The organism is Neobacillus sp. NPDC093127, assembly GCF_044754175.1.
Lineage (GTDB): Bacteria > Bacillota > Bacilli > Bacillales > Cytobacillaceae > Neobacillus.
On record NZ_JBIVOP010000003.1, the window covers coordinates 51,035 to 76,112 of the forward strand.

A 25,078-nucleotide genomic window follows, 5' to 3' on the forward strand; every position below is an offset into this window, starting at 1 on the left:
GAATCTATAAATGACACCATATATATTTTTTGAAGTATTGCATTGGTTTGAATGTGTCTGTGTATAGTTCGCTGCTAAAGGTCGTGATGTGTTGGTGTTCAGGTACGACGATAATGTATTGGCCGCCGTAGCCCATGGCGAAGTATGCCGCTGGCTGGGCTGGGTGGTTTTGTTCTTCTGTGAGGATCCACCAGTGATAGCCATAGGAGCCGATTTTATCATAGGTATGGAAGCGAATGGTGGTGGATTCTTTAACCCACGTCTCTGACACAACCATTTCCCTGTTGTCGTACCATTTCCCCTCCCACAGCATTAATTGCCCAATTTTCATCATATCTGCCGCCTTCATAGACAGCCCAAACCCGCCAATCACTACACCCTTCGCATCCGAATACCAAGTATAATCCTCGATTCCTAAAGGTTTAAATAAATGTTCTTCCGCATATTTTGTTAACGATTTGCCAGCTGCTTTTTGGAGAATCGCACTCAGCAAATGCGAGCACCCCGAGTTGTAATACATTTTTCTCCCTGGAGGACCGGAAAACGGCCTGCTCAAGATAAAATGAATCCAATCCTTTGTGTTGATCATTGGCATTGGTCTCCCGCCCCAACTGGAAAACTCGGGCCAATCGTAGCCAGGCGTCATCGTAAGCAGGTTCTCAATCGTAATATTCTTTTGCCAATCATCTAGATTAGGACAAAATTCTGCTATCGACTGGCCAATCCCGGCTAACTCTCCGCGATCAATCGCAATTCCCACTAAAATTGACAGCACACTCTTCGTAACCGAGTTAACCTTATGCTGCTTGTCTTTCATTTTATTATTTTTATAGTATTGGAAAACCAAGGAATCCCCATGGTGAATCAGACAGGATGTAATTTTTTCTTTTTTTATTCTTTTCTCGAATTCTGTTAAAAAATCAATTGAAATCAAACCCATTTCACCCCAAAATAAAAGTAAACTTATGACTCTCTTGGTTAAATACTACAGAAAATTCTGAATGGTACCAACAAAAATGCTTCTACTCGCAGCTGAAGCCAATTTTTATGAAAGGTTGTGATTCCAGTGAATTGGTTGTATCTTGTATCTTCCTATTTGATTGGGAATATCATGTTTGGCTATCTTGTCATAAAAGTCCTGCACCATAAGGATATTCGGCTTCACGGAAGCGGCAATGTCGGTGCGAGGAATGCCGGCCGCCTGCATGGAAAAAAGGCGTTCGCCATTATTTTTCTCGGCGACGCCTTAAAGGGGATTAGCGTGATACTCATTGGCCGCTATCTTCATTTTCCTGAGTATGTTCAATTGATTGGCCTTGGGATGGCGATTCTTGGCCATATTAAACCAGCCGCATTAAAGTTTAAAGGCGGGAAAGGGATTTCGACCTTTATTGGCGGGATGATTTGCTTCGAACCGCTCCTGATTGCCGTCATTCTGCTGGCATTTTTCGCCCTTTATCCTTTTACAAAAAGCTTTACCTTCTCAGGCCTAGGGGCATTCCTGTTTATTCCTATCTTTCTCTTTTTCAAGCACCATCAGTGGTTAACGTGTGTAATTGAATTGACCCTAGTTGGCATTATTCTTCTAGCACATTCTGAAAATATCAGGGAAAGGCTGAAAAGCCGTGAACAAAAGGAATAAAACTGCATTCACACTGTATTCAGCTTGATTGCCTCGCTAATATGTTCGTCGCTGATGGCTGGTTTTGCTTGCAGGTCTGCGATTGTGCGGGCCAGACGGATGATTTTGATTTGGGTGCGGTTGCTCCAAGCGTTCTTAAGCAAAAGCCGCTGAAGCTGCCTTTGTTGTTCATCACGTAATGGACTCATATTCATCAGGATTTCATACGGAACTCGGCCATTGCAAACCTCGCTGCCGTAGCGTTCATATTGTCTATTCCTGGCTGCCTCCACTCTCCCCCGCACCATTTCAGAATTCTCCGTTGCTGCATCCGTATTAATATCGATCGGTGCAAGCGAAAGGTTTATATCAAACCGATCTCTCAACGGGCCCGAAAGTCTGTTTTGATAGGCGGTAATTTGTTTAGAAGTACAAGTACAATAGTGAGAATTTGAGCCCGTATAGCCACAGGGGCATGGATTCATTGCAGCCAGCAGAATAAACGAAGCGGGATAAGTAACCGTCGCGTTTGTGCGGCTAATTGTGATTAACCCGTCTTCTAATGGCTGCCGGAGCATGTCTAAGGTCTTTTTCGAAAATTCCCCAATTTCATCAAGAAATAAAACGCCGCGATGGGCTAACGATATTTCACCTGGTTTTGGATATTGGCCGCCGCCAATGATCGACACTCCGGAAGCAGAATGGTGAGGATTCCGGTATGGCGGCGCTTTTGAATGGGGATATGCGTTCCGGCTCAATTGGTACAAGCTAAGCACCTCAAGGTGGGCTTCTTTCTTCAGCGCGGGTAAAATGGAAGGGAAACTTCCCGCTAACAAACTTTTCCCACAGCCCGGCGGTCCTGTCAATAAGACATGATGCTCCCCTGCCGCCGCAATTTCTAGGGCATGTTTAGCATCGTAATGCCCAATAATCTGCCGAAAATCTAAATAATCAATGCTGCTCAGATTCTCGTCCTCTTCTTGCTTTTTTAAAAATGGAGGACGCCATTGACCCGATAAATGCCCGATGACATCCTGTAATGATGCTACATAGATAATTTCCAGCGGCTCAAGCTGTAGCACTGGTAATCCTTCATCCAATGGCATATAGAGCTTTTTAATTCCCAGCTTTTTGGCCGCCAGCACCGCCGGCAGTAGCCCCTCGACAGGCTGGATGGAACCATCCAAAGATAGGGCCCCGACAAAACCGGTATCTTCCGGGATAACTGCCTCCAGTTCATGCAGGCTTAGCAGCACCGCGATTGCCATTGGCAGGTCAAACATTGGGCCCATTTTTTTTTGATCCGCAGGCGAGAGATTTATGGTAATTTTTTGCCCGGACAGCGTGTAGCCTAATGAACGAAGTGCTGTAATAATCCGCTCCTTCGATTCCTTAACGGCCGCATCTGGCAGCCCGACAATTTTAAAATAGTCGTTTCCCACATAGGAACCTACCTCGACATTTACCCGATAGCCTTCCATTCCCTTTAAACCGATACTGATCACCTTTGCCCACATGGTTGGACCTCCCTGTCCATGATGTAAATTTTTCCACCCTTCCAATAGGATTTATCCGTTATGATGGTCTTCATATAGCGCTTATAGTGGTGCTTTGGCGGATGGGGAAAATAGGCAAGCAGTGTCTCTGTGTTTAGTAGCGGGATTTCTTCGCTTTCGCCGCTGACATAGGCGCGGTAGCTGCTCCAAGGGTAATCCTCAGGGGAAGCCGCCATCCCGGCCGCTACCGGGTTTAAATGAATATATTTGCTCACATCTATCTCATATTCCGCGGAATTGAGGAGCTCGGCCCCATAGCGTTTTTCAAACACATGGCCGGTGAAATCGTATTTTTTGTTGATATACTTGGCATATTTCGTGTTGAGGTTTTTCATGATGATACTAAGCGGGGTTTCCAGTGTTTCAAGCTGCAGATGGGTGTGATTGGTCATTAAGCAGTAGGTGTGGAGGTTAAATAGGTAACGGTCTCTTGTGTCTTCCAACAATTTAAGGTACTTCTGATAATCTTCATCCTCGAAAAAAAGCGGACTTTTTCTAATTCCTCGGCTGGTAACATGATACTTCGCACCTTGAAACCAAGTACGAACCTTGCGGGCCATTTGCAAACACTCCTTATTGAATTATTGAATGGGTAGGTTATTGGAAAAAATCACCTGATTCAATACTACAATTCGACACCTTCCCCAAAAATCCTTCACAAATCCCCAAAAGAAAAATAAACATCCCCCCACCCTGTTACCAAACCCCCAAAAAAGAAAGTGTCCACCCCAGGAGGACAAATGTCCACGAGCGGTGCCTGACACCCATTTCCTAAAAAATGTATAAAAAGCCTTTGGTGGTAATATTTATTTTATAGGGGTTTGTGTTTTTACTTTATGTAAAGGGGGGTATGTCTCTGATGCTTGTAAGGGTTTTTCAATGGTTGGTTGGAATTCTCCTTTTCGTGTTTGGCATTTATCTTATATTTGGAATCCAGGAATTCTTCGGTACTTTAGCCATTATCGCTGCCTTTTTTATATTTCCTAGTCTTGAAAAGAAGGATAAAAACGCTGCCAGAGGGGACGGCGGGGACTAACCTCATTTTTTTCCATCCACAAACCGTACAAAACAACGTTCCTATTCCCAAAATCCACAATACAATATATGAAATGTCCCCAATTCGTTTGGGGGCATTTTTTCATATTCTCCAAATATAGCTAATTTGACTCATTTTTCGGTGTTTCGCCATTTTCCATGCAAAGATTGTCGATTTTCGCTTCACATTACGGAAAATACAGTTTAATATTGAATTAACAAATTAAGGATACACCTGAAAATTTGGGTAAATTTTATAAAAAGGAGTGTGACGAGTTCCTATTAGAGAAACCAATACAACCATTTTTTTGTTGTACCTATTCTTAGAGTAAATATTTAGGCATGAAAGGAATTTAGCATTGAAAAAGAAGATTTTACTATTATCAATTTTTACTATATTACTATTGGGCATAGGACTGGGTGCTGCACATTCCAATGCGGCCACCACAGGCTGGAAACTAGAAAATGGCAAATGGTATTATTTCCAAAAAGATGCACCGGCAAAAGGCTGGATATATATAGGAAACAAGTGGTATTACATGGATGCCAAGGGTGTAATGCAGACCGGCTGGCTCAAGCTCAGTGGAAAATGGTACTACCTGCAGGCGGATGGCTCGATGAAAACCGGCTGGCTTAGCGAAAAAAACAAATGGTACTTCCTCCTGGCTGATGGTTCAATGAAAACAGGCTGGTTGAGCACAAACAACAAATGGTACTTCCTTCAATCTGACGGTGCCATGCAAACGGGCTGGCTGAATACCAGCAACAAATGGTACTACCTTCAGGCCGATGGTGCGATGAAATCGGGCTGGCTCCTGCTTGATTCAAACTGGTATTATCTAAAATCCAGCGGAGAAAGAAGTATTGGTTTCGAAACAGTGGCTTCTAAAAAGTACTATTTTGATAGTTTAGGAGTCATGCAGGCGGACCAATGGTTAGAGCAAGGCGGGAAAAAATATTATTTGAAAAGTGACGGATCTGCCGCATCAGGTATAACGGATATTTTAGGAAAAAAGTATTTATTTAACACAGATGGCACCTTGGTCTCTGGCTGGGAGAAAATCAATGGAAAATGGTATTTTTCTGATAAAGAAGGCACCGTTCAAAGCGGCTGGCTGACTGACAAGGAGAAAAAATACTTTCTCGATCAAACCGGAGTCATGCTAACAGGCTGGTTTAATGAGCAGGGCAAAAAATATTTCTTCAACAGCAGCGGGGCTCTGACGACAGGTTTGGCCACGCTGGAGGGCAAGGGTTACTTTTTCGATAATGAAGGGGTGCTATATTCCGGCGGCTGGTTTACGGTCAACGGAAAAAAATATTATGCGAATGATACAGGCGTGCTCCAGAAGGGCTGGCTGAAATCGAATAACATTTGGTATTTTTTGAACAATGATTACTCGATAAAAACGAACTGGCTCCTGGATGGCGGCAAATGGTACTTTTTAAATGAGCAAGGGGAAATGCAAACGGGCTGGCTTGTGGACAAGAATATTCGCTACTATTTAACTTCTAGCGGTGCGATGCAAATCGGCTGGCTGCAGGACGGAGGTAAGAGGTACTTCTTTAATCAGTCCGGGGCACTGATAACAGGCTGGTTCCAGGATAAGGGATATTGGTACTATTCTGATTCAAACGGTGTCATGCAAACAGGCTGGATTACTGTAGACGGTAAGGAATACTTTTTGGCGGATAACGGAGTTTGGGTTCCTTCTCCTAATGCAACTAAAGGGTTAGCGGGAAAAACGATTGTATTAGATCCCGGACATGGCGGTTATGATGGCGGGGCTAGTGCAGCAGGGGTTTTTGAAAAGACAATCAACCTGCAGGTAAGCTTGAAATTTGCTGAACTTCTCAAAAGCCAAGGGGTCACTGTTTATTTGACTAGAAGCAAGGATGAATTTGTTTCGTTGGATGGCAGGGTTGAATTTTCAAATTCAATAAAACCTGATGCGTTTATCAGTATCCATGTGAATTCGTCGACTGCTACGAGTGCACAGGGAATTGAAACCTATCATAATTCTAAAGATGGGGTCATGCCGGCAGAAAGTAAACGGCTTGCTTCATTGCTTCAGGATGAAATAATCAAATCTACCGGCGCCGTCACGAGGGGCGTGAAGGATGAAAGCTTCCGGGTAATCAGAGGCAATCAAGCACCAGCCGTTTTGGTGGAAATCGGCTTCATCAGCAATGACAAAGAAAGAGCAAACCTAGTGAGTACCAGCTATCAGAACAAAATCTGCACGGGGCTGCTGAATGGATTAGTGAAGTTCTTCGATTAATCTGCTTCTTTAGGTCAAAAGATTGGATAGCACGAACGATACGCATGTAAAGAACGCACGCACAAAGCGGGCCAACGCCCTGATTGTGCGTGCGTTTTCAATTGGAATACCTTAATTACCTATTAATGCAAAATACTAGTGTCCATCCCAGGAGGACATTTGTCCACGAGCGGTGCCTGACACCCATGTTGCGACTTGATCAACATCCATGTTTATTCTACATTCAAATTAGAATCCTTTTTTGTTAGTTTCAGGTAGATCATGTAGAGTATCCCGACGGCCATCCAGACGAAGCCGAGTTTCTTGGAGGTTGGGTCAAGGTTGAACCATACGTAACCGATGATTAGGAACCCAATCAGCGGGAACACGAGGTGATTTAGGTAATCTTTGCTCTTCTGCTTCCGTACGAAGTAGTTAATGACGGATAGATGCAGGAATAAGAAGGCAGTCAACGCGCCGAAGTTAACAAGCGATGCAAGACTATCAATCTGCGAAGCAAACCCAATCGTAACAACAAGCGAAATCGCTGCAACGATTAAGGTACTAACATACGGCGTTTTGTACTTGGCGTGGACCTTTGCGAGAATTTTCGGGAGCTTGCGGTCGCGCGCCATACTATATAATATCCGCGAAATGGCCGCCTGGGCCACAAGTGCATCGGCAATCCCCCATGCAAGTGCTGTTGCCAATATCGTCGTCCACTTTAACCATGAGCCGCCGGCAATTTCAGCAATTTGATAAAAAGCAACGTCGGCATTTTCAAACGAGGTGTAATCCGGCCAGATTAACGCCGCCACCCATGTCTGGATGATAAACAAGACACCCACCACTAATAGGGAGAAAATAATTGCACGGCCGACCACTTTCTTGCCGCCCTTTGTTTCCTCGGATAATGTTGAAATAGCATCAAAGCCCAGAAAGCTTAACACGGCGATGGAAACGGCTCCCATGACCATGCTCATGCTGAAGTTTTGCTTATCAAAAATTGGCTTAAAATTGAATTCCGCGCCATTAACTCCTTTAGAAATCGCTATAATAGCGGCCCCTACAAAAACGACTAACACAATCAATTCAAGCACGACGATGATTTTATTCGCTTTTGCGGTAATTTCAATTCCGAACACGTTTATAACCGTGTTAATGCCGATAAAAATAACCAGCCAGATCCACATCGGGATTTCTGGAGCAATGTCACTTAAAGCGGCAGCACTGACTAAATACAATAAGGCCGGTACTAAAATATAATCAAGTAAAATCACCCATCCAGCAAAAAATCCGACATGTTCATTGATTCCCCGCTGGGCATAAGAATAGACAGACCCCGCAATTGGAAACGCCTCGGACATCCTTGCATAGCTTAAAGCGGAAAAGACCATTCCAACCATTCCGATTAAATAGGCAAGGGCAACCATCCCGTTCGAGCCTTGCGCGACATACCCGTAAATACCAAACGGGGCAATCGGGACCATGAAGACAAGTCCATAAATCAATAGATCCCAGAATGTCAACGACCGTTTTAATTCCTGTTTATAACCGAATTGTTCCACATTCGTATGACCGTCCGATGATTTCGGCGGTTGATGCGAATTCGTTGGTACTCCTGATTCCATCCCTTTTCCCCCTCCTTATTCGAACAGCTTAACATCGTAAGCATCTAAAATAGCTTTTGGCACGAAAAATCTTGCCGTTAACAGCGGATCAACTATTTGTGAAACCTGAACCTGTCCAGCTGCACTGAACAGCATCGTTAATTCCGGCAGTGTCAAATCAGTATGCGGAAGTAAAGTGTCAACGAAAATCTCAACAGCTGCCTTTGCTGCTTCATCAAGTGTAGGCTTCGAAACAAGCACCGCTGCCCCTTCTTCGTTTTCAAGAAACGGGAACGGAATCGACTTGCCTTTGATTACCTCTAATGTGACGCTGACTTTACCGGGAATCTCGACGCCGGATACCCCAATCTCCCCGTCCCCCATGGCCGCATGCAGGTCGCCAAGACCAAACAATGCTCCTTGTTGGAATACCGGAAAATAGAGGGTAGCTCCCGTTGTAATCAAGGTTGTATCCATATTTCCGCCATGTGCACCCGGTGTCCCGCATGAAACCGGGTCCCCGTCTGGCGCTACCCCAATCACGCCGATCATTGGATTTAAGGGCAGCTGCAGCCGCTCATTAAATACGGCTTTCCCATCGACAATCGGAACCATTTTCACTTCGAACGCCTCTATCCGATGCCCCATTACTCCGAGCCCTGGCCCGGTAGCAAGTACGCCGACATCCCCGAGTTCCATCTTGTCAATTTTCACTTTCAAAATATCCCCAGGTTCCGCTCCTTCGACAAAAATAGCGCCTGTTGCCGGGTTAATTTGATTCCAATCGATCGCGTTAAACGCAGTCTCTGCGGATTGGATTTGATTTTGAAAGCAATCAAACGTTTCAATCACAACCTGAGAACCAGACGGCACGCGCAATCCCACTTTGTTTTCTTTACTAAACGCATAAAAATATTGTTCTTTTTCAAGTGTCTGTACCATAAAGCCAGCCTCCTTTTTTCTTCATTATATAGGAGGGCGTGATGCCTGTTTTGCACTATCTTGTTGACATTTTGCATTATTTTTATATTGTTCTGATTTTTCTAACTAACAAAAAGAATAAAACGATAGCCGAAATCCCTAAATTCACACTAATTCCACTTAGCACTCCGATTGTAAAGGAAACCCAGAGCCCCAATACCGTGGACGTAATGATCGTGATGGAAAGCTCCCAGCCCCAGCGGACAGGAAAGCGGAGCAAAAGCCATAGCGGCAGGCATATCGAAATAAATAAATGAATATAAAAAATAAACACTGCTTTCAGATCCAGAAAAGAAGTCAGATAACAGGCCAAAACAGATAAAATCAGGCTTACACCATAACCCTTTTGAATGGCCTTGCTCCCCCTAAAAATCGCGAGCAGCAAACGGATTAGATTATGGAGTGAAACGCCCTGGCTTAAAGCAAAACAGGACAGAGCGCTGACCACGAGGACGTACAAAAGCGGACTAGAAAAAGCGTGCTCGATAAGGGAAAACATCCCTGCTAAACCACGTTCTCCACCACGGGACATCAAGAAAACAGCAATGACCGACACGGCAGCCGGCATGCTGCCCCAGCAAATCGCCGTCAGGCCAATCGTTGTTTTTAACCGCGTTCTTTTGATCCTTACTAAATCGCCGGACAGCAGATAATAAACGAGCAGCTGACTGGCTGTGAACACCATGAACAGCAGCGAGGCAGCCAGAAGATTCCCTATATCCCAATCGGCTGCCGGAAGTTTCAGGAACCTGTCGTGAATGGAAGCAACGCCATGGAATAGGATCGTCCCGATCGGCAAAATCGTAATCCCGGTAAAAAAACCAAACAGCAGCCAGCGGCCTATTTTCTGAACACCCCCAGCGCCACCCATTCCTGAATACACAAAGACAAAAAAGAACAAGAACGACAATGTCCAAACTGGATCAATACCAAAGACGGCTTTCATAAACGAATGGGCGAGAACCCCGCTGAGGATTAACCCTTCACTGCCGGCAGCGAATAAAATCAGATATATCGCGGCTCTCCCCCGGCCGGGAATTCTAGCTGCTAAAAAGGCCGCTAGGTTTTCAAAGGCGGCAAATCCATCGTTCAACCTGCCAATTTTCCCGTTGAACCAGAGAAGGACGACCGTGCCGGCAAGGGAAAGAACGAGTCCCGCTACATAGCCGTAAGCAACGGTTAGATAAATGGGAATAAACACAAACGTGCCGGTCAGAAGCCGAAACAGCATCGATGCGGTCCCCTGCGATACATGATTTTTTCCGGGGAGCTGTAAATATTCAGCCGCATTCTTGTGCCCGGCAAATTCACCCATATGAAAAATCAACAGAACAATGGCAAGGAACAGAATCAAATACCAGTCAATCATCGTTCATTCTCCCCCCCTGCCTATTCGAGATAAAAACAATCGCAGCCCGTTCATTTTTTAGTTTTCTCCTTGTACCTGCTTGGTGTCATGCCTTCAATTTTTTTGAAAATATTGCTAAAATGATGCTGGCTCGAAAATCCAGCCGCCTCGGCAATCCGGCTCATGCTCCATCCAGCTTGTCCGGTAATCAGTTTTTTTGCCTGATGAATCCTGTAGGTCAAAAGATATTCTTGAAAGGTAGAGCCAATTTCTTCTGAGAATAAATGGCTTAAATAGGAGGCGCTCACTGGAATTTCGTCAGCAATCTCCTGGAGGCTGAGTTTTTCCGAGAATCGGCTTTCAATCTGCTTAATCACATAGTGAATATGAGCAGACTTCGCCACCACATGTTTATGTTCTTGGAGGTATTTTTCAATCACGGCAAACAGCTCTTGTTCAATGACAGGCTTCACCAGATAATCGAGCACTTCAGCCTGAATCGCCCGTTTGGCATAGGAAAAATCCTGATGCGCCGAAACAATCACAATTTCGATTCCGCCATGCTTCTCCTTAAGACGCTCGGATAGCTTCAAGCCATCCTCACCGGGCAGCCGGATATCGATAAACGCAAGCTGGATGCTTTCTTCCTCCGTAACTTTCCACGCTGACACCCCATCCTCTGCTGCAAAAATATTCCACAGGGGGTATTTGCCATGAATGAGATAACGGAGCTGTTCAATTTCCAAATATTCATCATCAACAAGCAGGATGTTCATTTAATCATCTCCAGGTATGTATGGCCAATAGGCGTGGGCAAGTGTCCGTCCATCCTTTGTTTCTGACAATCTAATCGTAGACGGCAGGTCAAACAGGAGCTGGAAGCGTTTTTCGATATTGTGAAGCCCTGTCCCCTTCCAATACGCCGGTTCCAGGATACGGTCCGGACCGTTGTCGAACACGTTCAAAGACACCCAATTTCCTTCGCGCTCGAAGGCAATCGTTAACAGCTTGTCGCCCGCCTTTTTTTCAAGCCCATGCTTAAAGGCATTTTCAACAAATGTTTGCAGCGTGTAAGGGGGAATCTTACATGCTAGCAAGTTGGTGTCGATTTCATAGGTAACCAGTAATCTCTGCCCAAATCGCAGCTGCTGGACAGCCAAGTAATTTTTCGTATGCGCTAACTCCGTCGAAAAAGGAACAAGCACCTCATGGTCCTGATACCGGTAGCGCAGGAACAAGGAAAACTGCTCAAGTCCTTTGGTCATATCGCGATGGCGGCCGATTCGGCTCAATGATAAAAACGCATTCAGTGCATTAAATAAAAAGTGGGGCTGGATTCGCTCTGCCAGCTGCCGGTACTCACTTTCCTGGAGCTCTTTCTCAAGCCGTACTTTAATATTCTCTAGCTCGAGCACATCTAATTCCTGATCGAGCCAGCCTAACATCATCAACACAACAAAGCCGACAATCGGCAGCAGCACACCGAGGAACATCACAAGCACAAACATTCACAACACCACGCAAAAGTATTATTTATTTATCTGAATATTATTTTAAATCAAAAACCAGGAAAGGTCAGCCTGTTTCAGCCTTTATTAAAAAAGGTTGTTTTAAAAGTGAATGTTGATTTCCGTTCCAGGCGCTTCGCTTTCCGCGGGGCGGGCGGTGAGCCTCCTCGGCGCTAAAGCGCCTGCGGGGTCTCACCTGTCCCGCTGCTCCCGCAGGAGTCTCGCGCCTTCCACTCCAATCAACATTGTGATCAATATCAACAATATTCTATAACACAGTTTTATAAAAAAAGAACCAAGGCCATTTAGCCTTGATTCCGAACTGCCCCCGCCTTCTCCTCAATCTCAGCTATTGAAGCCATCATTGTCTCGAAGTAGATGGGTTTACTAATAAAATATCCTTGTATAATATCGCAGCCCAGTTGAGCCCATTCCACAAACTGAGTCTGATCCTCGATTCCTTCAATAATGACCTGTAAACCAAGGTTATGGGCCATATTTATGATCGGCAATACGACGCCTTTATGTTTCTTATTTTTCCATAAACTAAAAACGAAATTGCGGTCGAGTTTAATATAGTCGATTGGGAGCTTAATAAAGTCCGAAAATGAGAAATAGCCATTTCCGAAATCATCTAAGGCAATCGTAAAACCTGCTTCTTTCAAGACATTTAATCTTTCATTGACCGTTTTCACTGAGTAAATCTCAATATTTTCGGTAATTTCCAACGTGATTTGCTTGGCTGCAACCGAGTATAAGCGAAGGATTTCTTTGACGTCTTGTAAAAAGGAATCCAGTAAAAGCTGGTTAACGGACAAATTGATCGAATACTTCATAATCCTGTTTTTCTCGCTGGCAATCTGTCTGCAAACCTCTTCGAATACCCAGAAAAACAGTTGATTTGACATCCCCGCTTCCTCAGCATAGCTGATAAATTCAGCAGGAGATACTTCGCCCAGACTTGGATGATTCCAACGGATTAAGGCCTCCGCGCCCTCAATTGCCTTTTTCTCCAGGCTGTACTGCGGCTGGAATTGGACATGCAGCTGGCCCCTCTTCAACGCATACGGGAAGTCATTTTCAATTAACACCTTTCGGCTGGCCATTTGATCTAACTCTCCAATATAAAGTGAAAATTGATTTTCACCGCGCGCTTCCGCCACATACATTTGTGCTTTGGCAATCACCAGCAGTTCCTCCGGTTCTTCAGCCCCATAGGGAAACATGCAAATTCCAATATTACTGCTGATGGAAAAATGGCGAAAATCAATCGTATACGTATCAGATATTGAGCTAATAATTCGCTCGCAAATCAGCTTGCAGTCGTGCTCCGTAATATCCACTATTAAAAAAGCAAAATCTGTTCTATTTATTTTTATCACGGTATCAATATTTCTAATAGATCGATTTAACCTGGCTAAAATGTTACTTACAAGTGCGGTTTCAATTTCATCATCATGTTGCTGTAATAGTTCTTGTGGAAAATGTAATCTTAGGTAACAAACAGCCGTCGACATCTTATACCTTTTACTAAAGGCCAACGTTAATTGAAGGCGGTCATTCAGCAATTCAACCTTTGGCAATTCCGGTTCATTATCCATTCTACTCATTAAAGAACCACCCCACCTAAATAGACAAACTATTCCAATAAATAAAGTGTAACTCAAAACATGAAAACCAGCAAATTCCACCATATGCGCATGGTGTATGGGTGGTGTCAGGCACCATTTACCTTTAATTGGAAAATGGTGCCTGACACCAAATTCCTTAATATGGAATATAGTGCCTGACACCGCTAAGGCTTTTCCTATATAAAAGGTTGTACTATTGCAAAGTTAAAAATCCCTCTTGCGCTATGCAAGAGGGATTTTTAGAAGGATATTAATATTGTTGCTGCTGGTGCCATTTCCAGGCGTCGGCGATGATTTGTTCTAAGTTTCGTTCTGCTTTCCAGCCAAGTTCTGATAGGATTTTCGCTGATGAAGCAACGAGTCTTGCCGGGTCCCCCGCACGGCGCTCGGCTATTTCAACCTTCGCTTTCACACCGGTGACTTTTTCGCATGTTTCGATAACTTCCTTCACCGAATACCCAAGTCCATTGCCGAGATTGTATACCGCAGCCGATTTCTTCCCGGCTAACAGCGCTTCAAGGGCAAGAATATGAGCAGCCGCTAAATCAGTTACATGAATATAATCACGAATACACGTGCCATCCGCCGTATCATAATCAGCGCCAAACACGGACACCTTTTCCCGCTGACCTAACAGCTGTTGCAGGACAATTGGGATCAAATGTGTTTCCGGGTCATGACTTTCGCCAATTACCGCTGATTTATGGGCGCCGGCTGCATTAAAGTAGCGCAAAACAACGTATTGCAAACCATAGGATTTTGAAAAATCAGCAAGCATCTGCTCGACCATCAATTTTGAATGGCCATAAGGATTAATCGGTGTTGTTGCACTTGTTTCGTCAATAACCTCCACATCAGGAATTCCATAGGTTGCAGCAGTGGAGGAGAAAATAAAGTTCTTCACCTTAAATTTCAACATGACTTTTAATAGCGTTAAGGTCGATGCCACATTATTTTGATAATATTTCAAAGGGTCTACAACAGACTCCCCGACCAAGCTGCAAGCAGCAAAGTGCATAACCGCCTTGATCGGATAACTTCTAAAGACCATGTGCAAATCTTCCTCATTACCGAGGTCTCCCTTAACAAAGATAGCCCGGCTGTCAACGGCCGCACGGTGCCCGGTCGACAGGTTATCGAGCACAACGACCTCTTCTTTTTCAACTAATTCCTTTACAAGATGGCTGCCAATGTAGCCAGCTCCGCCAACAACGAGAATCATATCCATTTCCCCTTAGCTAGAAATTTCATTTACTTTTACTATTATAGCATTTTTGAAAAAAGACAGTTTACTATCATGTCTTGCTAATAAATTCCTTTTAATTCACATACAAAAATTTGCCCAGTCATCCGAAACATATAATGAAGTGATATCAGAACAAATTTAACGAGGTGATTAAGTGGTTCAACAATTGCTCCTCTATTGGCACAAATGGCGCTTTTATTACTTTCACAGACTTTCTCATGACTGTTTAGATTTCCATTTAAAACAACAAATAATAAAAAAAGCAAACTACCATCAAGAAAGACTAGTACGATGCGATGAAATATAGCAGCTTATTTGATCCATCCCTTAAGCCTTCTTCATACTACACCACAGTAGATATTCACGCAAAAAACTCCGATGCAATATCGGAGTTTTTTGTTAAACTTTTGCAGCAAGCTTATGTCGAAAGTATTTTGCCGTTCATGACAAATTACCCCAATTTCCCCAGCGACCATTTGATATTATTATCAAAACAGCCTAATACCACGAACTGCGACGTTCCGCTATGCAAAAAGCGTGCCGGTCGACCATATAAATATCCATCATTTGGACCGTACTGATAAAAATTCAATAGGGGTGAATGGGATGAAAGAGCAGGAGAATTTTTTCACGGGGTTATTATGGGGGACAACTCTTAGTATTCCGTTATGGATAGCATTTTTCGGCTGGTTAAAAATCATCCTTCATCTTTTTTGAAAAAGAAGGCCGCCTCTAAGGGTGACCCCTTATTCCAAAACACGGTTCCTGACACCCCATCATTGGTTGTAATCCCACATGATCCGCCACTCGTCCTTTTCCTTCACGACAAAAACCTCCTGTTTCAAATCAAAGTTACCATACTTTCCTTTGTAGGTTTGTGTAACAAGAATCTTATAGACATTCTCCAGTGCCGGTCCCGTTTTAGCCATTTTCCACTTCTCTAATTTTTCCGGTTTATCGGCTGTATAAGTAAAGGTTTCCACCCCAAAATGAGACATAAACACGTGGGCCCGGTCCTGGATGTATCCGCCTTTCGGGAACTTTTCCTTCATCGCGGAATGAAATAATGCCCACGATTTCGCAAAATCCCCCTGCTGTTCATAGCGATAAAACTCATCGACAACTGCCCCTGCCTGTTTATCAGGAGAAACTCGCACAAATTGAAAGACAATAAAAATGACAGCAGCCAGTAGAATTCCAATGATTAACCCTTTAAATAGAGCAGACCTTTTTGCCATCGCAATCCCCTTTATCCTCAAAAGCTCGTATAACTTCAAAAGTTCATTACTCTTCAAAAGCTTGTATATAAAAAATATGCACCACCATGTCCAAATAGTATTTTTTTAATCTGATTTTAATTGAGTTTTCATAGCCATCCCGATAAAATCAAACAATAAGAAATGTTGATTTGATGAGGAGGCAGCACGAGATGAAACTAAGCAGTGTGGAACTGGAGATTTTAAAAATAATCGAAGAAAACCATAAGGCATCGACAGAAACGATTGCCTTAATGGCTTTGACTAGTGAAGAAACGGTCAAAAACACCATTAAAAAGTTAGAAGACGAGAAAATTATCATGAGTTACCCGACCTTAATCGATTGGACCAAAGTGGACGGGCAGGAAAGCATCATTGCCATGATTGATGTGAAGGTAACCCCGAAGCGGGGAGTTGGATTCGATGATGTCGCCGAGAGAATCTACCGTTTTCCGGAGGTGTCCTCCTTGTATCTCATGTCCGGCGCTTACGATTTGTCGATCACCATCGAAGGAAAAACGATGAACCAAATTGCCGCCTTCGTATCGGAGAAATTATCAACCATTGAAAATGTCGTCTCGACAACCACTCATTTTATGTTGAAAAAATACAAACATGACGGCGTCATCTTTGACAGCGGGGCTGACGATAAAGACCGGCGGATGGTGGTTACACCATGAAAAACGACGTTGCCCACTATATTTCACAAACGGCCAAGGAGCTGCAGCCTTCCGGCATAAGAAAATTTTTCGACCTCGCTGCCGGGATGAAAGACGTGATTTCTTTAGGTGTTGGTGAACCGGACTTCATCACCCCCTGGAATATTCGCGAAGCTGCCATTTTATCGCTGGAGCAAGGCTTCACCTCCTATACGGCAAATGCCGGCTTGCTGGAATTGAGAGAGGAAATCTCAGCCTACCTTGGGACAAGATTTGGCGTTTCCTACAATGCGAAAAATCAAATCATCGTCACGGTTGGCGCAAGCCAAGCAATAGATTTAGCCTTTCGCGCGATATTAAACCAAGGTGATGAGGTGCTGATTGTCGAACCCGCATTTGTTTCCTATGCGCCCCTCGTTTCATTAGCCGGCGGAAAACCGATTGCCGTTTCTACTTCAGCGGAAAACGGGTTTAAAGTGACTCCGGAGCAAATTGAACAGGCGATTACTGAAAAAACGAAGGCAATCTTGCTCTGTTTTCCAAACAATCCAACCGGCACTTCGTTAAATAAAGCTGAACTGATGGAGATTGCGAAAATCATTGAAAAGCACGATTTACTTGTTGTTTCTGACGAAATTTACGCAGAATTGTCCTATGACGAAACCTTTACAAGCTTCGCCGCCATCCCTGGTATGTATGAAAGAACGATTTTAATCAACGGTTTTTCCAAAGGCTTTGCGATGACAGGCTGGCGCCTGGGAATGCTGGCTGCTCCTAAGGAATTCGTCGAGGCGATGTTGAAAATTTTTCAATATACGACATTGTGTGCTCCGACGATGCTGCAATACGGGGCAATTGAAGCGCTTCGCAACACCTATCATGAAGTGGAATCGATGCAACGAAGCTACCGAAGACGGCGAAATTATGTTGTCCAAACGCTGAACAATATCGGCTTAGACTGCCATACCCCCGGCGGTGCCTTCTATGTGTTCCCTTCAATTCGCGCAACCGGGCTCACTTCCGAACAATTTGCTGAAGAACTGCTCATGCAGGAAAAAGTCGCCGTCGTTCCCGGCAACGTGTTTGGTGAATGCGGCGAAGGCTATATTCGCTGTTCTTACGCCACCTCGATGTCTCAGCTCCAAGAAGCACTGAAACGGATGCAGCGGTTTCTTGAAACAAAAGGCATTATGCCGCGAGCGGTGACAGGCATCACGTCCCAAGTGTAATGAAAATGGGACAAGGAGCCCCCTTGTCCCCTAAGAATCGTCATTTCTCGGGAAATACCGGCAAATACCGTTTGCTTTTTCCGAATGGAGTCGGTTTTTATCGAGAAAAATTGATTTCCCCTTCCTCATGTGTGCGCTATCATTTTAACTACTACTATTTTTTGGAGGTTATTGGTATGCCGCTTCTGCATATGAAGGAAATTTTCACTCCTCTAAAACTAATCGGAATTAAAGTGTTTCGCTGTACAGAGGGAAATACCTATATTAAGGTCTGGAACCAGCCCCGAAAACGTCTATTTTCCTTAAAGGGACTGTAAGTTTTTTTGCCATTGTTAAACTTACTTTTTTCAAAAAGCCCAGCGTCTGAAGAAGAAGCTGGGCTTTTTCAACATGTTCTGCGTATTTTGTGACTCCCTCCAATTCTAAACATACAATAATAAGAAAAAGTGGAAATGGAGGAGATGTGATGAAGCTTTATTTAGATCCAGGCCACGGCGGCACTGACTCTGGCGCACAGGGAAATGGACTAAACGAAAAAGATATTACTTTAAAAATCGCACAGAAAATCCAGGGAATTTTAACAAATAAATATGAAAATATCGCAGTGAAGCTGAGCCGGACTAGCGATATTTCCAAATCTTTAAGTCAGCGGACAAATGAAGCAAATGCGTGGGGGGCCGATTTTTACCTGTCCATCCACATTAATGCGGCTGACAGTGCTGCTGCACAAGGCTACGAGGACTATATCTATAGTGGTCTCTCAAGCACTTCGAGATCTGCAACCTATCAAAATATCATTCATCAGGAAGTAATGAAAGTTAATGGTTTAACCGACCGGGGACAAAAAAATGCCAATTTTCATGTATTGCGTGAATCATCGATGAATGCGTTCCTATCGGAGAATGGGTTTATCACCAATACACACGACGCAGCCCTCATGAAACAGGCTTCATGGCTGGAAACAGTCGCACAGGGCCATGTAAATGGGCTTGCCAAAGCCTTCAATCTAAAACTAAAATCGCCCCCGGCCCCAGTACCATCTAAACCTAGTAATCCTGTTCCAGGAACCCTTTTTAAAGTAATTGCCAGTTCTTTCAAATTAAAGAAAAATGCAGACGAGCGCGTCGCATTCCTGCACGGAAAGGGTATAGAATCATTCGTTAAAACCACCATCATCTCAGGTGAAACCTGGTACCGCGTACAAGCTGGGGCGTTTTCGACCCGGGAAAATGCCGAAATACGCTTAGCTGAAGTCAAAAAGGCAGGAATAAAAGATGCCTTTATTGTTGCAGAAAACGATCTCGCAAGTGCAGGGAACGCCGCAGGCGGAAATACCCCCCCTCCCAAAAGCGGGAACGACTCTGGAAATGACGAGCCAGCAAAAAGTGGGAATGACGGAAATGAGGTACCAGCACCTAGCGGGAACGACGGAAACAATAGCACACCTCCCCCAAAAATCACACCGGATCTTACTATTTTTGGTTCAACCTACCTATCTCCTGAACAAATGAACCAATTTGTTAGAAAGTTTAATCCGAGTGCCCCCGAATTAGGAAGCTTTTATCAAAAATTCGGAACAGCTTACGGCATTAGAGGAGACGTTGCCTTCGCTCAAGCAATCCTGGAGACAAACTATTTTCGCTTTACCGGGGATGTCGGCCCTGGGCAAAACAACTTTGCCGGAATCGGGGCAACAGGTTCAGGGCAACGAGGAGCCAGCTTTGAAACACAAGAAACAGGAGTACTCGCCCACTTACAGCATTTGTATGCCTACGCATCGACGAAAGCACTGCCTGGCCAATATCCATTGGTTGACCCGCGTTTTCATCTAGTTGACAGAGGTTCTGCACCAACCTGGACCTCCTTAAACGGTCATTGGGCCGTCCCCGGTAACAACTACGGGCAATCAATTTTGAATCTATTCGAAAAAATGATCAATCCTGCTAATTGAAACCAATATTTACCAAATGGTGTCAGGCACCATTTATGCACTTTCTGAATAAAAATACAAGAATAAAAGCCGTAATCGTTCGTGATTCGGCTTTTGTTATTGTTAATGTGGATCACCGATGGCCAGTGATTAACTTTATTGGCACCTTTTAGTAACGAGTACATATAGTACATTAGTGAAAACGCCCAGGAGGTGAATCTTGTGATCATTCATGTCGTGAGCAAAGGCGAAACATTGTGGCAGCTTGCAAGTCGTTATAATGTGAATATAAATTCCATTGTTCAACTCAATGAATTACCAAACGCTAATCAGCTGGTTGTTGGTCAATCGTTAGTCATTCCTAAGCCCGGCACATCCCACGTCATCAAATATGGGGAAACACTTTGGTCAATCGCGCAGCAATATGGGGTGACCATCAATGCGATTATCCAGGCAAACCAATTAACAAACCCGAACCTTTTATATCCCGGTACTTCCCTTTTTATTCCTGCTATTACACATGTGGTTCAGTCCGGAGAAACCTTAGCGCAAATTGCCAGCCGGTACGGCACAACGGTTCAAGCCATCAGCAGTGAAAATCAAATTGCGAACCCCAATCTAATCTCCATCGGCATGCAGTTGGTTATACCAAGGAAAAAGCCAATCATTGAAGTCAATGCCTATACGTATCAATCAGATGAAGCAGGAGCCCAAACCGTTAATGAACTGGGCCAGTTATTAACATATTTCAGTCCATTTGCCTATAAGATTTTGGAAGATGGGTCATTAAGTCCGATTAAAGATACTTTAATGATTGAGGCCGCCCGGGCTAAAAAAGCTGTACCGATGATGTCTCTGACTAACTTCACAGCTACTCATGCCGGATCAAATGAGGCTCATGTCATTTTATCAAGTCCGGACATCAGAGAAAAAATCATCACAAATATTATTCAAGTGATGGATAGCAAAGGGTATAAAGGGATAAATATTGATTTCGAAAATGTACTGCCTGGTGACCGTGAATTATATAATCAATTCCTCCAACAAGTGGTCAATGCCTTACACCCGAAAGGATATTTTGTCTCAACAGCCCTTGCCCCAAAAACAAGTGCGACTCAATCCGGTCTGTTATATGAAGCCCACGATTACGCGGCACATGGACGAATTGCCGATTTTATCGTGTTAATGACCTATGAATGGGGATACAGGCTTGGACCTCCGCAGGCCATCTCACCGATTACCGAGATGAGAAAAGTGGTCGAGTATGCCCTTACCGTTATGCCTGCTCAGAAACTATTTTTAGGCTTCCAAATTTATGCCAGGGATTGGCTTCTCCCCCACGTTAAAGGGCAGGAAGCCGAGACGTTTAGCCCACAGGAAGCGGTAAGACGGGCGGTAAAATACGGTGCTGCCATCCAGTATGATCCAACAACGCAATCACCATTTTTCCGCTACACAGATGAACAAGGCCGGGGTCACGAAGTGTGGTTTGAAGATGCCCGAAGCGCCCAAGCGAAGTTCGACCTGGTCAAACAATATAATCTTCGCGGTGTGAGCTACTGGGCGTTAGGCTATCCTTACCCGCAGAATTGGGCATTATTGACGGATAATTTTACGATCAAAAAATTAAGTTGAAAAAATTAGGCCGGATTCATCTCGAATCCGGCCATTTTTACTCCATGAAAAATTATAAATTCTCCTCAAACCAGCTCACAATGAAATCCAGCCGGCTTTTGCGCAGGCTTGGCTTCCCGCTTCTGGAAAGCTCGTGGTTTTCTTCAGGGAAGCGAACCAATTTGGTTTTCTGGCCTAAGCGTTTTAAGGCAATAAACAATTGCTCCGCCTGCTCGATTGGACAACGGTAATCCTTCTCACTATGAAGAATTAGTAAGGGCGTCTCCACGTTTTCCACATAAGCAAGCGGCGAATGCTTCCAAAGCGTTTGAATATCACGGAAGTCGGCTTTAATTTGCCACTCTGTGAAATAATAGCCGATATCACTGACACCGTAAAAGCTGATCCAGTTTGAAATGGAACGCTGTGTCACTGCCGCCTTAAAGCGGTTCGTATGTCCGACGATCCAGTTCGTCATAAAACCGCCGTAGCTGCCTCCCGTTACACCGAGGCGATTTTCATCAATGAAATCAAAGTGCTCCAACGCATAATCAACAGCGAGCATCAGGTCCTGATAGTCGCCGCTGCCATAATCACCGCGCACCGCATTGACAAATTCCTGCCCATAACCGTGGCTGCCTCGCGGATTCACATACAATACCGCGTAGCCTTTGGCCGCCAATAGTTGAAACTCATTCATATATGTATTTCCATACATCGCATGCGGACCACCGTGAATTTCAAGGAGTAACGGGTACCTTTTCCCTTCTTCAAAGCCAAGCGGCTTCATCATCCAGCCCTGAACTTTCCGGCCATCTGCCCCTGAAAACTCCAACGGCTCCGGTTTTGACAGCACCACTTCTTGTAAAAACGCTCTATTTACATCGGTCAATTTTTCAAGGGAAGACGGTTCGCCGCTTAAGGATAGCAGATACAGATCGCTGATGGCTGTCGGCTTGCTTAAGGCGACAACCGCTTTTCGCGATTCTGGATGTATCGACAAGCCATAAACATGGCCGCCGTCCGTATAAACCGGCTGAATCTCGCCGCCGCTTTTCACATCACCGAAATAAATATTTGTATTCCCATGTTCCGAGCCAATAAAATAGAATCCCTTGCTGTCGTTCGTCCACAATAACCCCGGAGACACCGCACCCTGCTGGAAATCGCCGACCACAAAATCACCCACTGGCACATCCCAAGTACTTGTCAAACAAGCTAATTTTTTCGAATGGATTTCGTAAAGCCAGACATTGGGATGGGTCGCATTTTCAAACTCCCGCTCGTGTCCTAGCATTCCAAGGTAGTTCCCGTCCGGCGACCAGGACACACTTCCAAAATAGCCGGTCCCATTTGTCACGGGAATGAATTCCTGCTGATCGATATCCAACAGATACACATCATGAATAAATGATAAATCCGTTTCTTCCGAAAAATCAGCGCCAACCGCGAGGTATTTTCCGTCCGGCGACCAGCAATTAAGACTTACATTATAAGCGCCATCAGTAAGCTGCGTTAAGTCGCCGCTTTTCACATCTATCAGCGCGATCTGTTTGTAATCACCCTGCCAAAATCCCCCGTCATCCGATTTATATTTCATCTTCGTCACTTCAAGCGGCACGGTCTTTTTCACTTCTTTTTCTTCTTCGTCAAAAATCGTTTTCTCCGTTTTGAGCGAAGTGTTGAATGCTAGCTTTGTTCCATCCGGTGACCAAACTGGGTTGCTTGCTCCGCTTGGAAGAAACGTTAATTGCCGCGCTTCCCCGCCATTTACACTTAATAAATAGAGTTGATTTTTCCCGCTGCGATTGGATACAAACGCAATATGCGTTCCATCCGGCGACCAGCACGGCGAGTGATTCCTCCCTTTACCAAACGTCCATTGGACCGCGTCTGAGCCATTCACAAGTGTTCGAAAAAATAAATGCGCCTGATATTCATCCGACTCCTCGTCAATCGTCGTTTGCACATAAACGCAGGACTTCCCGTCAGGGGCCAACTGTGGGTTCGCCACCGATTTTAACTGAAATAAATCCTCCGACTGAATTCCTCTTTTTCCTTCCATAGCCGCAGCCTCCCATTCATAAATCTCGCACAGTATTTATTTCGACAATAGAAATAATTTTTCCTGCTTGGGACACAAGGACAGGGACAGGCACCGCGTCCAAAACGCACAAAGGGACAAGGAGCTGTCCCCTTGTCCCTTTATTTTAAGCTAGCAAGCTGTTTTTCTATTTCTTCTTGAAGTTCAACGGATAGGACTGGTGATGATGTGTAAAAATGCTGGCTTGCCTGTGCTTCTGCTTCAAGCTTGTACACATATTCCTGTGCTTTTGCTATTCCCTTTGAAGCACCTTTGAATTGAAAGGCTGCCATCATTTCCTGTCCTTGCTTGATTGCCATGGCTGCATGAACTTTTGACTCTAACTCTAATTTCTTGAATTGAAATTCCTGATAATGCGCTTTTAGTTTTTCAATTTGTTCAATAAGTTTCGCTGTGTTAGCTTTCGTAATCACCGCTTGGTCTTGAAGCATTTGAACTTTAGCTTCCTCAGTGATTTTTTCTTGCAAGGCGATTTTGGCCATCGAATCATCGCCTTTTGAAACAGCTAGCTCCGCCTGACGGGCGCGCTTGGCAACAGTTTCTTCTCCCGCTGCGATTAATATTTCATACTTTTTTTCTAAATAAAATTGATGGGCTAAAGCTTTCTTTGCCTCGGCAACCTGCCCGTCCATTTCCCGTAAATGGTGGTGAAGCATGGTCATTGGGTTTTCACACTTATCCAAAACCTCGTGAAGATCTGCAGTGATTAAATTTTTAATTCTTGTAAATAAGTTCATCTTATTTCTCCTCCATTTTCATTTTGCGTTCCCATTCATCCAAAAGCTGAGCGTTTAGCGAGCTATCTGGAAAATAAGGAAGCGGTTCTGATACTACGTTTTGTTTGCCTGAACGAACTTTTTTCGCGAACCAGTAAATGAGTATACCTATGAGCACAAACGGAAGAATTGGTAGGATTCCTACTAGAATGAATAGATTTCCTAGGAATTTCTTCCCTTTCACGCTTCGCAAGTACCAACCAAGCAGTAACGCAAACAATGCACCTAATCCTACTAAGTATTTACCAGCTTCGGGACCGTGATGGTCATGTAAGCCATGGCGGTGTCCCATCATTTCTTCACCATGTCCCTCGAATTTCGGACCATGCTGCATACCTGACCGTCCTGCTTCTCCTCGCTCATGAAAGGACTTCATATTGAAATTGCCAGCAATATCCCGCCCTTTTTGAACCGTATCCCGCATGACTCCTTCCGCCTGTTTTGGCATTGAGAGATTATCAAAATGCCGCCTTCCATCCATGCCGGTAAAAAGGATTGCAAGTGAGATCAGAGCTACCAGTCCAATCCCTAGCAAAAACCACTTCCTGCCTTTTTTCTTCTTTTTCTCTTTCACTTCATCATCCCTTTCCTGTTGATAGTTGGATTATAAAAAAGAAAAGAGAAAAGAAAGTGAAAAATAGAACCAACACTATCATTATCTTTAAAAGTTTTTAAGAGTTTTTTCATATATGCTGTGTTAAAGCACTTTGTTG

The 25,078-nt window shown here is 44.3% G+C and carries 21 protein-coding genes; 7 read left to right on the forward strand and 14 right to left on the reverse strand.

The window, feature by feature from the left end; translation table 11 throughout:
• Nucleotides 1–4: 4 nt before the first annotated feature.
• Nucleotides 5–934 carry a serine hydrolase domain-containing protein gene (locus ACIQCO_RS05695; RefSeq protein WP_400426663.1) on the reverse strand — a complete coding sequence of 310 codons (930 nt, stop codon included), beginning with the start codon at nucleotides 932–934 and terminating at the stop codon, nucleotides 5–7.
• Nucleotides 935–1,066: 132 nt separating this feature from the next.
• On the opposite strand from ACIQCO_RS05695, the gene ACIQCO_RS05700 reads away from it, so the two are divergent.
• A complete protein-coding gene (locus ACIQCO_RS05700) occupies nucleotides 1,067–1,642 on the forward strand; it encodes a glycerol-3-phosphate acyltransferase (protein WP_400426664.1) in 576 nt (191 codons plus the stop codon).
• Between the two features lie 8 nt (nucleotides 1,643–1,650).
• Here the strand turns inward: ACIQCO_RS05700 and ACIQCO_RS05705 are convergent, their stop codons facing one another.
• Both ACIQCO_RS05705 and ACIQCO_RS05710 read right to left on the reverse strand, forming a co-directional pair.
• Entirely contained in the window at nucleotides 1,651–3,138 is a 1,488-nt protein-coding gene (locus ACIQCO_RS05705; RefSeq protein WP_400426665.1) for a YifB family Mg chelatase-like AAA ATPase, read from the reverse strand.
• Nucleotides 3,123–3,737 carry a transposase gene (locus tag ACIQCO_RS05710; RefSeq protein ID WP_400426666.1) on the reverse strand — a complete coding sequence of 205 codons (615 nt, stop codon included), beginning with the start codon at nucleotides 3,735–3,737 and terminating at the stop codon, nucleotides 3,123–3,125. Before ACIQCO_RS05710 ends, ACIQCO_RS05705 begins: the two co-directional genes overlap by 16 nt.
• Nucleotides 3,738–4,036: 299 nt before the next feature.
• Here ACIQCO_RS05710 and ACIQCO_RS05715 point away from each other — a divergent pair, with 299 nt between their 5' ends.
• Nucleotides 4,037–4,213, forward strand: coding sequence for a hypothetical protein (locus tag ACIQCO_RS05715; protein WP_400426667.1), 177 nt, complete (start codon nucleotides 4,037–4,039; stop codon nucleotides 4,211–4,213).
• Nucleotides 4,214–4,571: 358 nt separating this feature from the next.
• Nucleotides 4,572–6,494 carry an N-acetylmuramoyl-L-alanine amidase gene (locus ACIQCO_RS05720; protein ID WP_400426668.1) on the forward strand — a complete coding sequence of 641 codons (1,923 nt, stop codon included), beginning with the start codon at nucleotides 4,572–4,574 and terminating at the stop codon, nucleotides 6,492–6,494.
• A 212-nt stretch (nucleotides 6,495–6,706) separates the two neighbouring features.
• Here ACIQCO_RS05720 and ACIQCO_RS05725 read toward each other — a convergent pair whose 3' ends face one another.
• The 8 genes from ACIQCO_RS05725 to ACIQCO_RS05760 all read right to left on the reverse strand — a co-directional run bounded on the left by ACIQCO_RS05725 (nucleotide 6,707) and on the right by ACIQCO_RS05760 (nucleotide 16,092).
• Nucleotides 6,707–8,104, reverse strand: a complete 1,398-nt coding sequence (locus ACIQCO_RS05725; RefSeq protein ID WP_387313319.1) for an APC family permease — start codon at nucleotides 8,102–8,104, stop codon at nucleotides 6,707–6,709.
• A gap of 15 nt (nucleotides 8,105–8,119) precedes the next feature.
• Nucleotides 8,120–9,025 carry an acetamidase/formamidase family protein gene (locus ACIQCO_RS05730; RefSeq protein WP_400426670.1) on the reverse strand — a complete coding sequence of 302 codons (906 nt, stop codon included), beginning with the start codon at nucleotides 9,023–9,025 and terminating at the stop codon, nucleotides 8,120–8,122.
• An 82-nt stretch (nucleotides 9,026–9,107) separates the two neighbouring features.
• Nucleotides 9,108–10,433: a hypothetical protein gene (locus ACIQCO_RS05735; RefSeq protein WP_400426671.1), complete on the reverse strand. Its 1,326-nt coding sequence runs from the start codon at nucleotides 10,431–10,433 to the stop codon at nucleotides 9,108–9,110.
• A 50-nt stretch (nucleotides 10,434–10,483) separates the two neighbouring features.
• Nucleotides 10,484–11,188 carry a response regulator transcription factor gene (locus tag ACIQCO_RS05740; protein ID WP_400426672.1) on the reverse strand — a complete coding sequence of 235 codons (705 nt, stop codon included), beginning with the start codon at nucleotides 11,186–11,188 and terminating at the stop codon, nucleotides 10,484–10,486.
• Nucleotides 11,189–11,920 carry a sensor histidine kinase gene (locus ACIQCO_RS05745; RefSeq protein ID WP_400426674.1) on the reverse strand — a complete coding sequence of 244 codons (732 nt, stop codon included), beginning with the start codon at nucleotides 11,918–11,920 and terminating at the stop codon, nucleotides 11,189–11,191.
• 305 nt (nucleotides 11,921–12,225) lie between these two features.
• Nucleotides 12,226–13,530, reverse strand: a complete 1,305-nt coding sequence (locus ACIQCO_RS05750) for a putative bifunctional diguanylate cyclase/phosphodiesterase (protein ID WP_400426675.1) — start codon at nucleotides 13,528–13,530, stop codon at nucleotides 12,226–12,228.
• 271 nt (nucleotides 13,531–13,801) lie between these two features.
• The gene (galE, locus tag ACIQCO_RS05755; RefSeq protein WP_400426676.1) at nucleotides 13,802–14,773 is read right to left on the reverse strand and encodes a UDP-glucose 4-epimerase GalE; all 972 of its coding nucleotides are present in this window, start codon (nucleotides 14,771–14,773) and stop codon (nucleotides 13,802–13,804) included.
• Between the two features lie 800 nt (nucleotides 14,774–15,573).
• The gene (locus ACIQCO_RS05760; RefSeq protein WP_400426677.1) at nucleotides 15,574–16,092 is read right to left on the reverse strand and encodes a hypothetical protein; all 519 of its coding nucleotides are present in this window, start codon (nucleotides 16,090–16,092) and stop codon (nucleotides 15,574–15,576) included.
• Nucleotides 16,093–16,226: 134 nt separating this feature from the next.
• On the opposite strand from ACIQCO_RS05760, the gene ACIQCO_RS05765 reads away from it, so the two are divergent.
• The 4 genes from ACIQCO_RS05765 (at nucleotide 16,227) to ACIQCO_RS05780 (ending at nucleotide 21,506) form a co-directional block, all read left to right on the forward strand.
• Entirely contained in the window at nucleotides 16,227–16,733 is a 507-nt protein-coding gene (locus tag ACIQCO_RS05765) for an Lrp/AsnC family transcriptional regulator (RefSeq protein WP_400426679.1), read from the forward strand.
• Nucleotides 16,730–17,941: an aminotransferase gene (locus tag ACIQCO_RS05770; protein ID WP_400426680.1), complete on the forward strand. Its 1,212-nt coding sequence runs from the start codon at nucleotides 16,730–16,732 to the stop codon at nucleotides 17,939–17,941. The genes ACIQCO_RS05765 and ACIQCO_RS05770 overlap by 4 nt, the downstream gene beginning before the upstream one ends.
• A 466-nt stretch (nucleotides 17,942–18,407) precedes the next feature.
• Nucleotides 18,408–19,892: an N-acetylmuramoyl-L-alanine amidase gene (locus ACIQCO_RS05775; protein ID WP_400426682.1), complete on the forward strand. Its 1,485-nt coding sequence runs from the start codon at nucleotides 18,408–18,410 to the stop codon at nucleotides 19,890–19,892.
• A gap of 201 nt (nucleotides 19,893–20,093) precedes the next feature.
• Nucleotides 20,094–21,506: a glycoside hydrolase family 18 protein gene (locus tag ACIQCO_RS05780; protein WP_400426684.1), complete on the forward strand. Its 1,413-nt coding sequence runs from the start codon at nucleotides 20,094–20,096 to the stop codon at nucleotides 21,504–21,506.
• 52 nt (nucleotides 21,507–21,558) lie between these two features.
• Here ACIQCO_RS05780 and ACIQCO_RS05785 read toward each other — a convergent pair whose 3' ends face one another.
• The 3 genes from ACIQCO_RS05785 to ACIQCO_RS05795 all read right to left on the reverse strand — a co-directional run bounded on the left by ACIQCO_RS05785 (nucleotide 21,559) and on the right by ACIQCO_RS05795 (nucleotide 24,939).
• Entirely contained in the window at nucleotides 21,559–23,550 is a 1,992-nt protein-coding gene (locus ACIQCO_RS05785; RefSeq protein WP_400426685.1) for a S9 family peptidase, read from the reverse strand.
• 140 nt (nucleotides 23,551–23,690) lie between these two features.
• Complete coding sequence (locus tag ACIQCO_RS05790) at nucleotides 23,691–24,326, reverse strand: PspA/IM30 family protein (protein WP_400426687.1); 636 nt, start codon at nucleotides 24,324–24,326, stop codon at nucleotides 23,691–23,693.
• Nucleotide 24,327: 1 nt separating this feature from the next.
• Nucleotides 24,328–24,939, reverse strand: a complete 612-nt coding sequence (locus tag ACIQCO_RS05795) for a hypothetical protein (RefSeq protein WP_400426688.1) — start codon at nucleotides 24,937–24,939, stop codon at nucleotides 24,328–24,330.
• Between the last annotated feature and the right edge of the window lie 139 nt (nucleotides 24,940–25,078).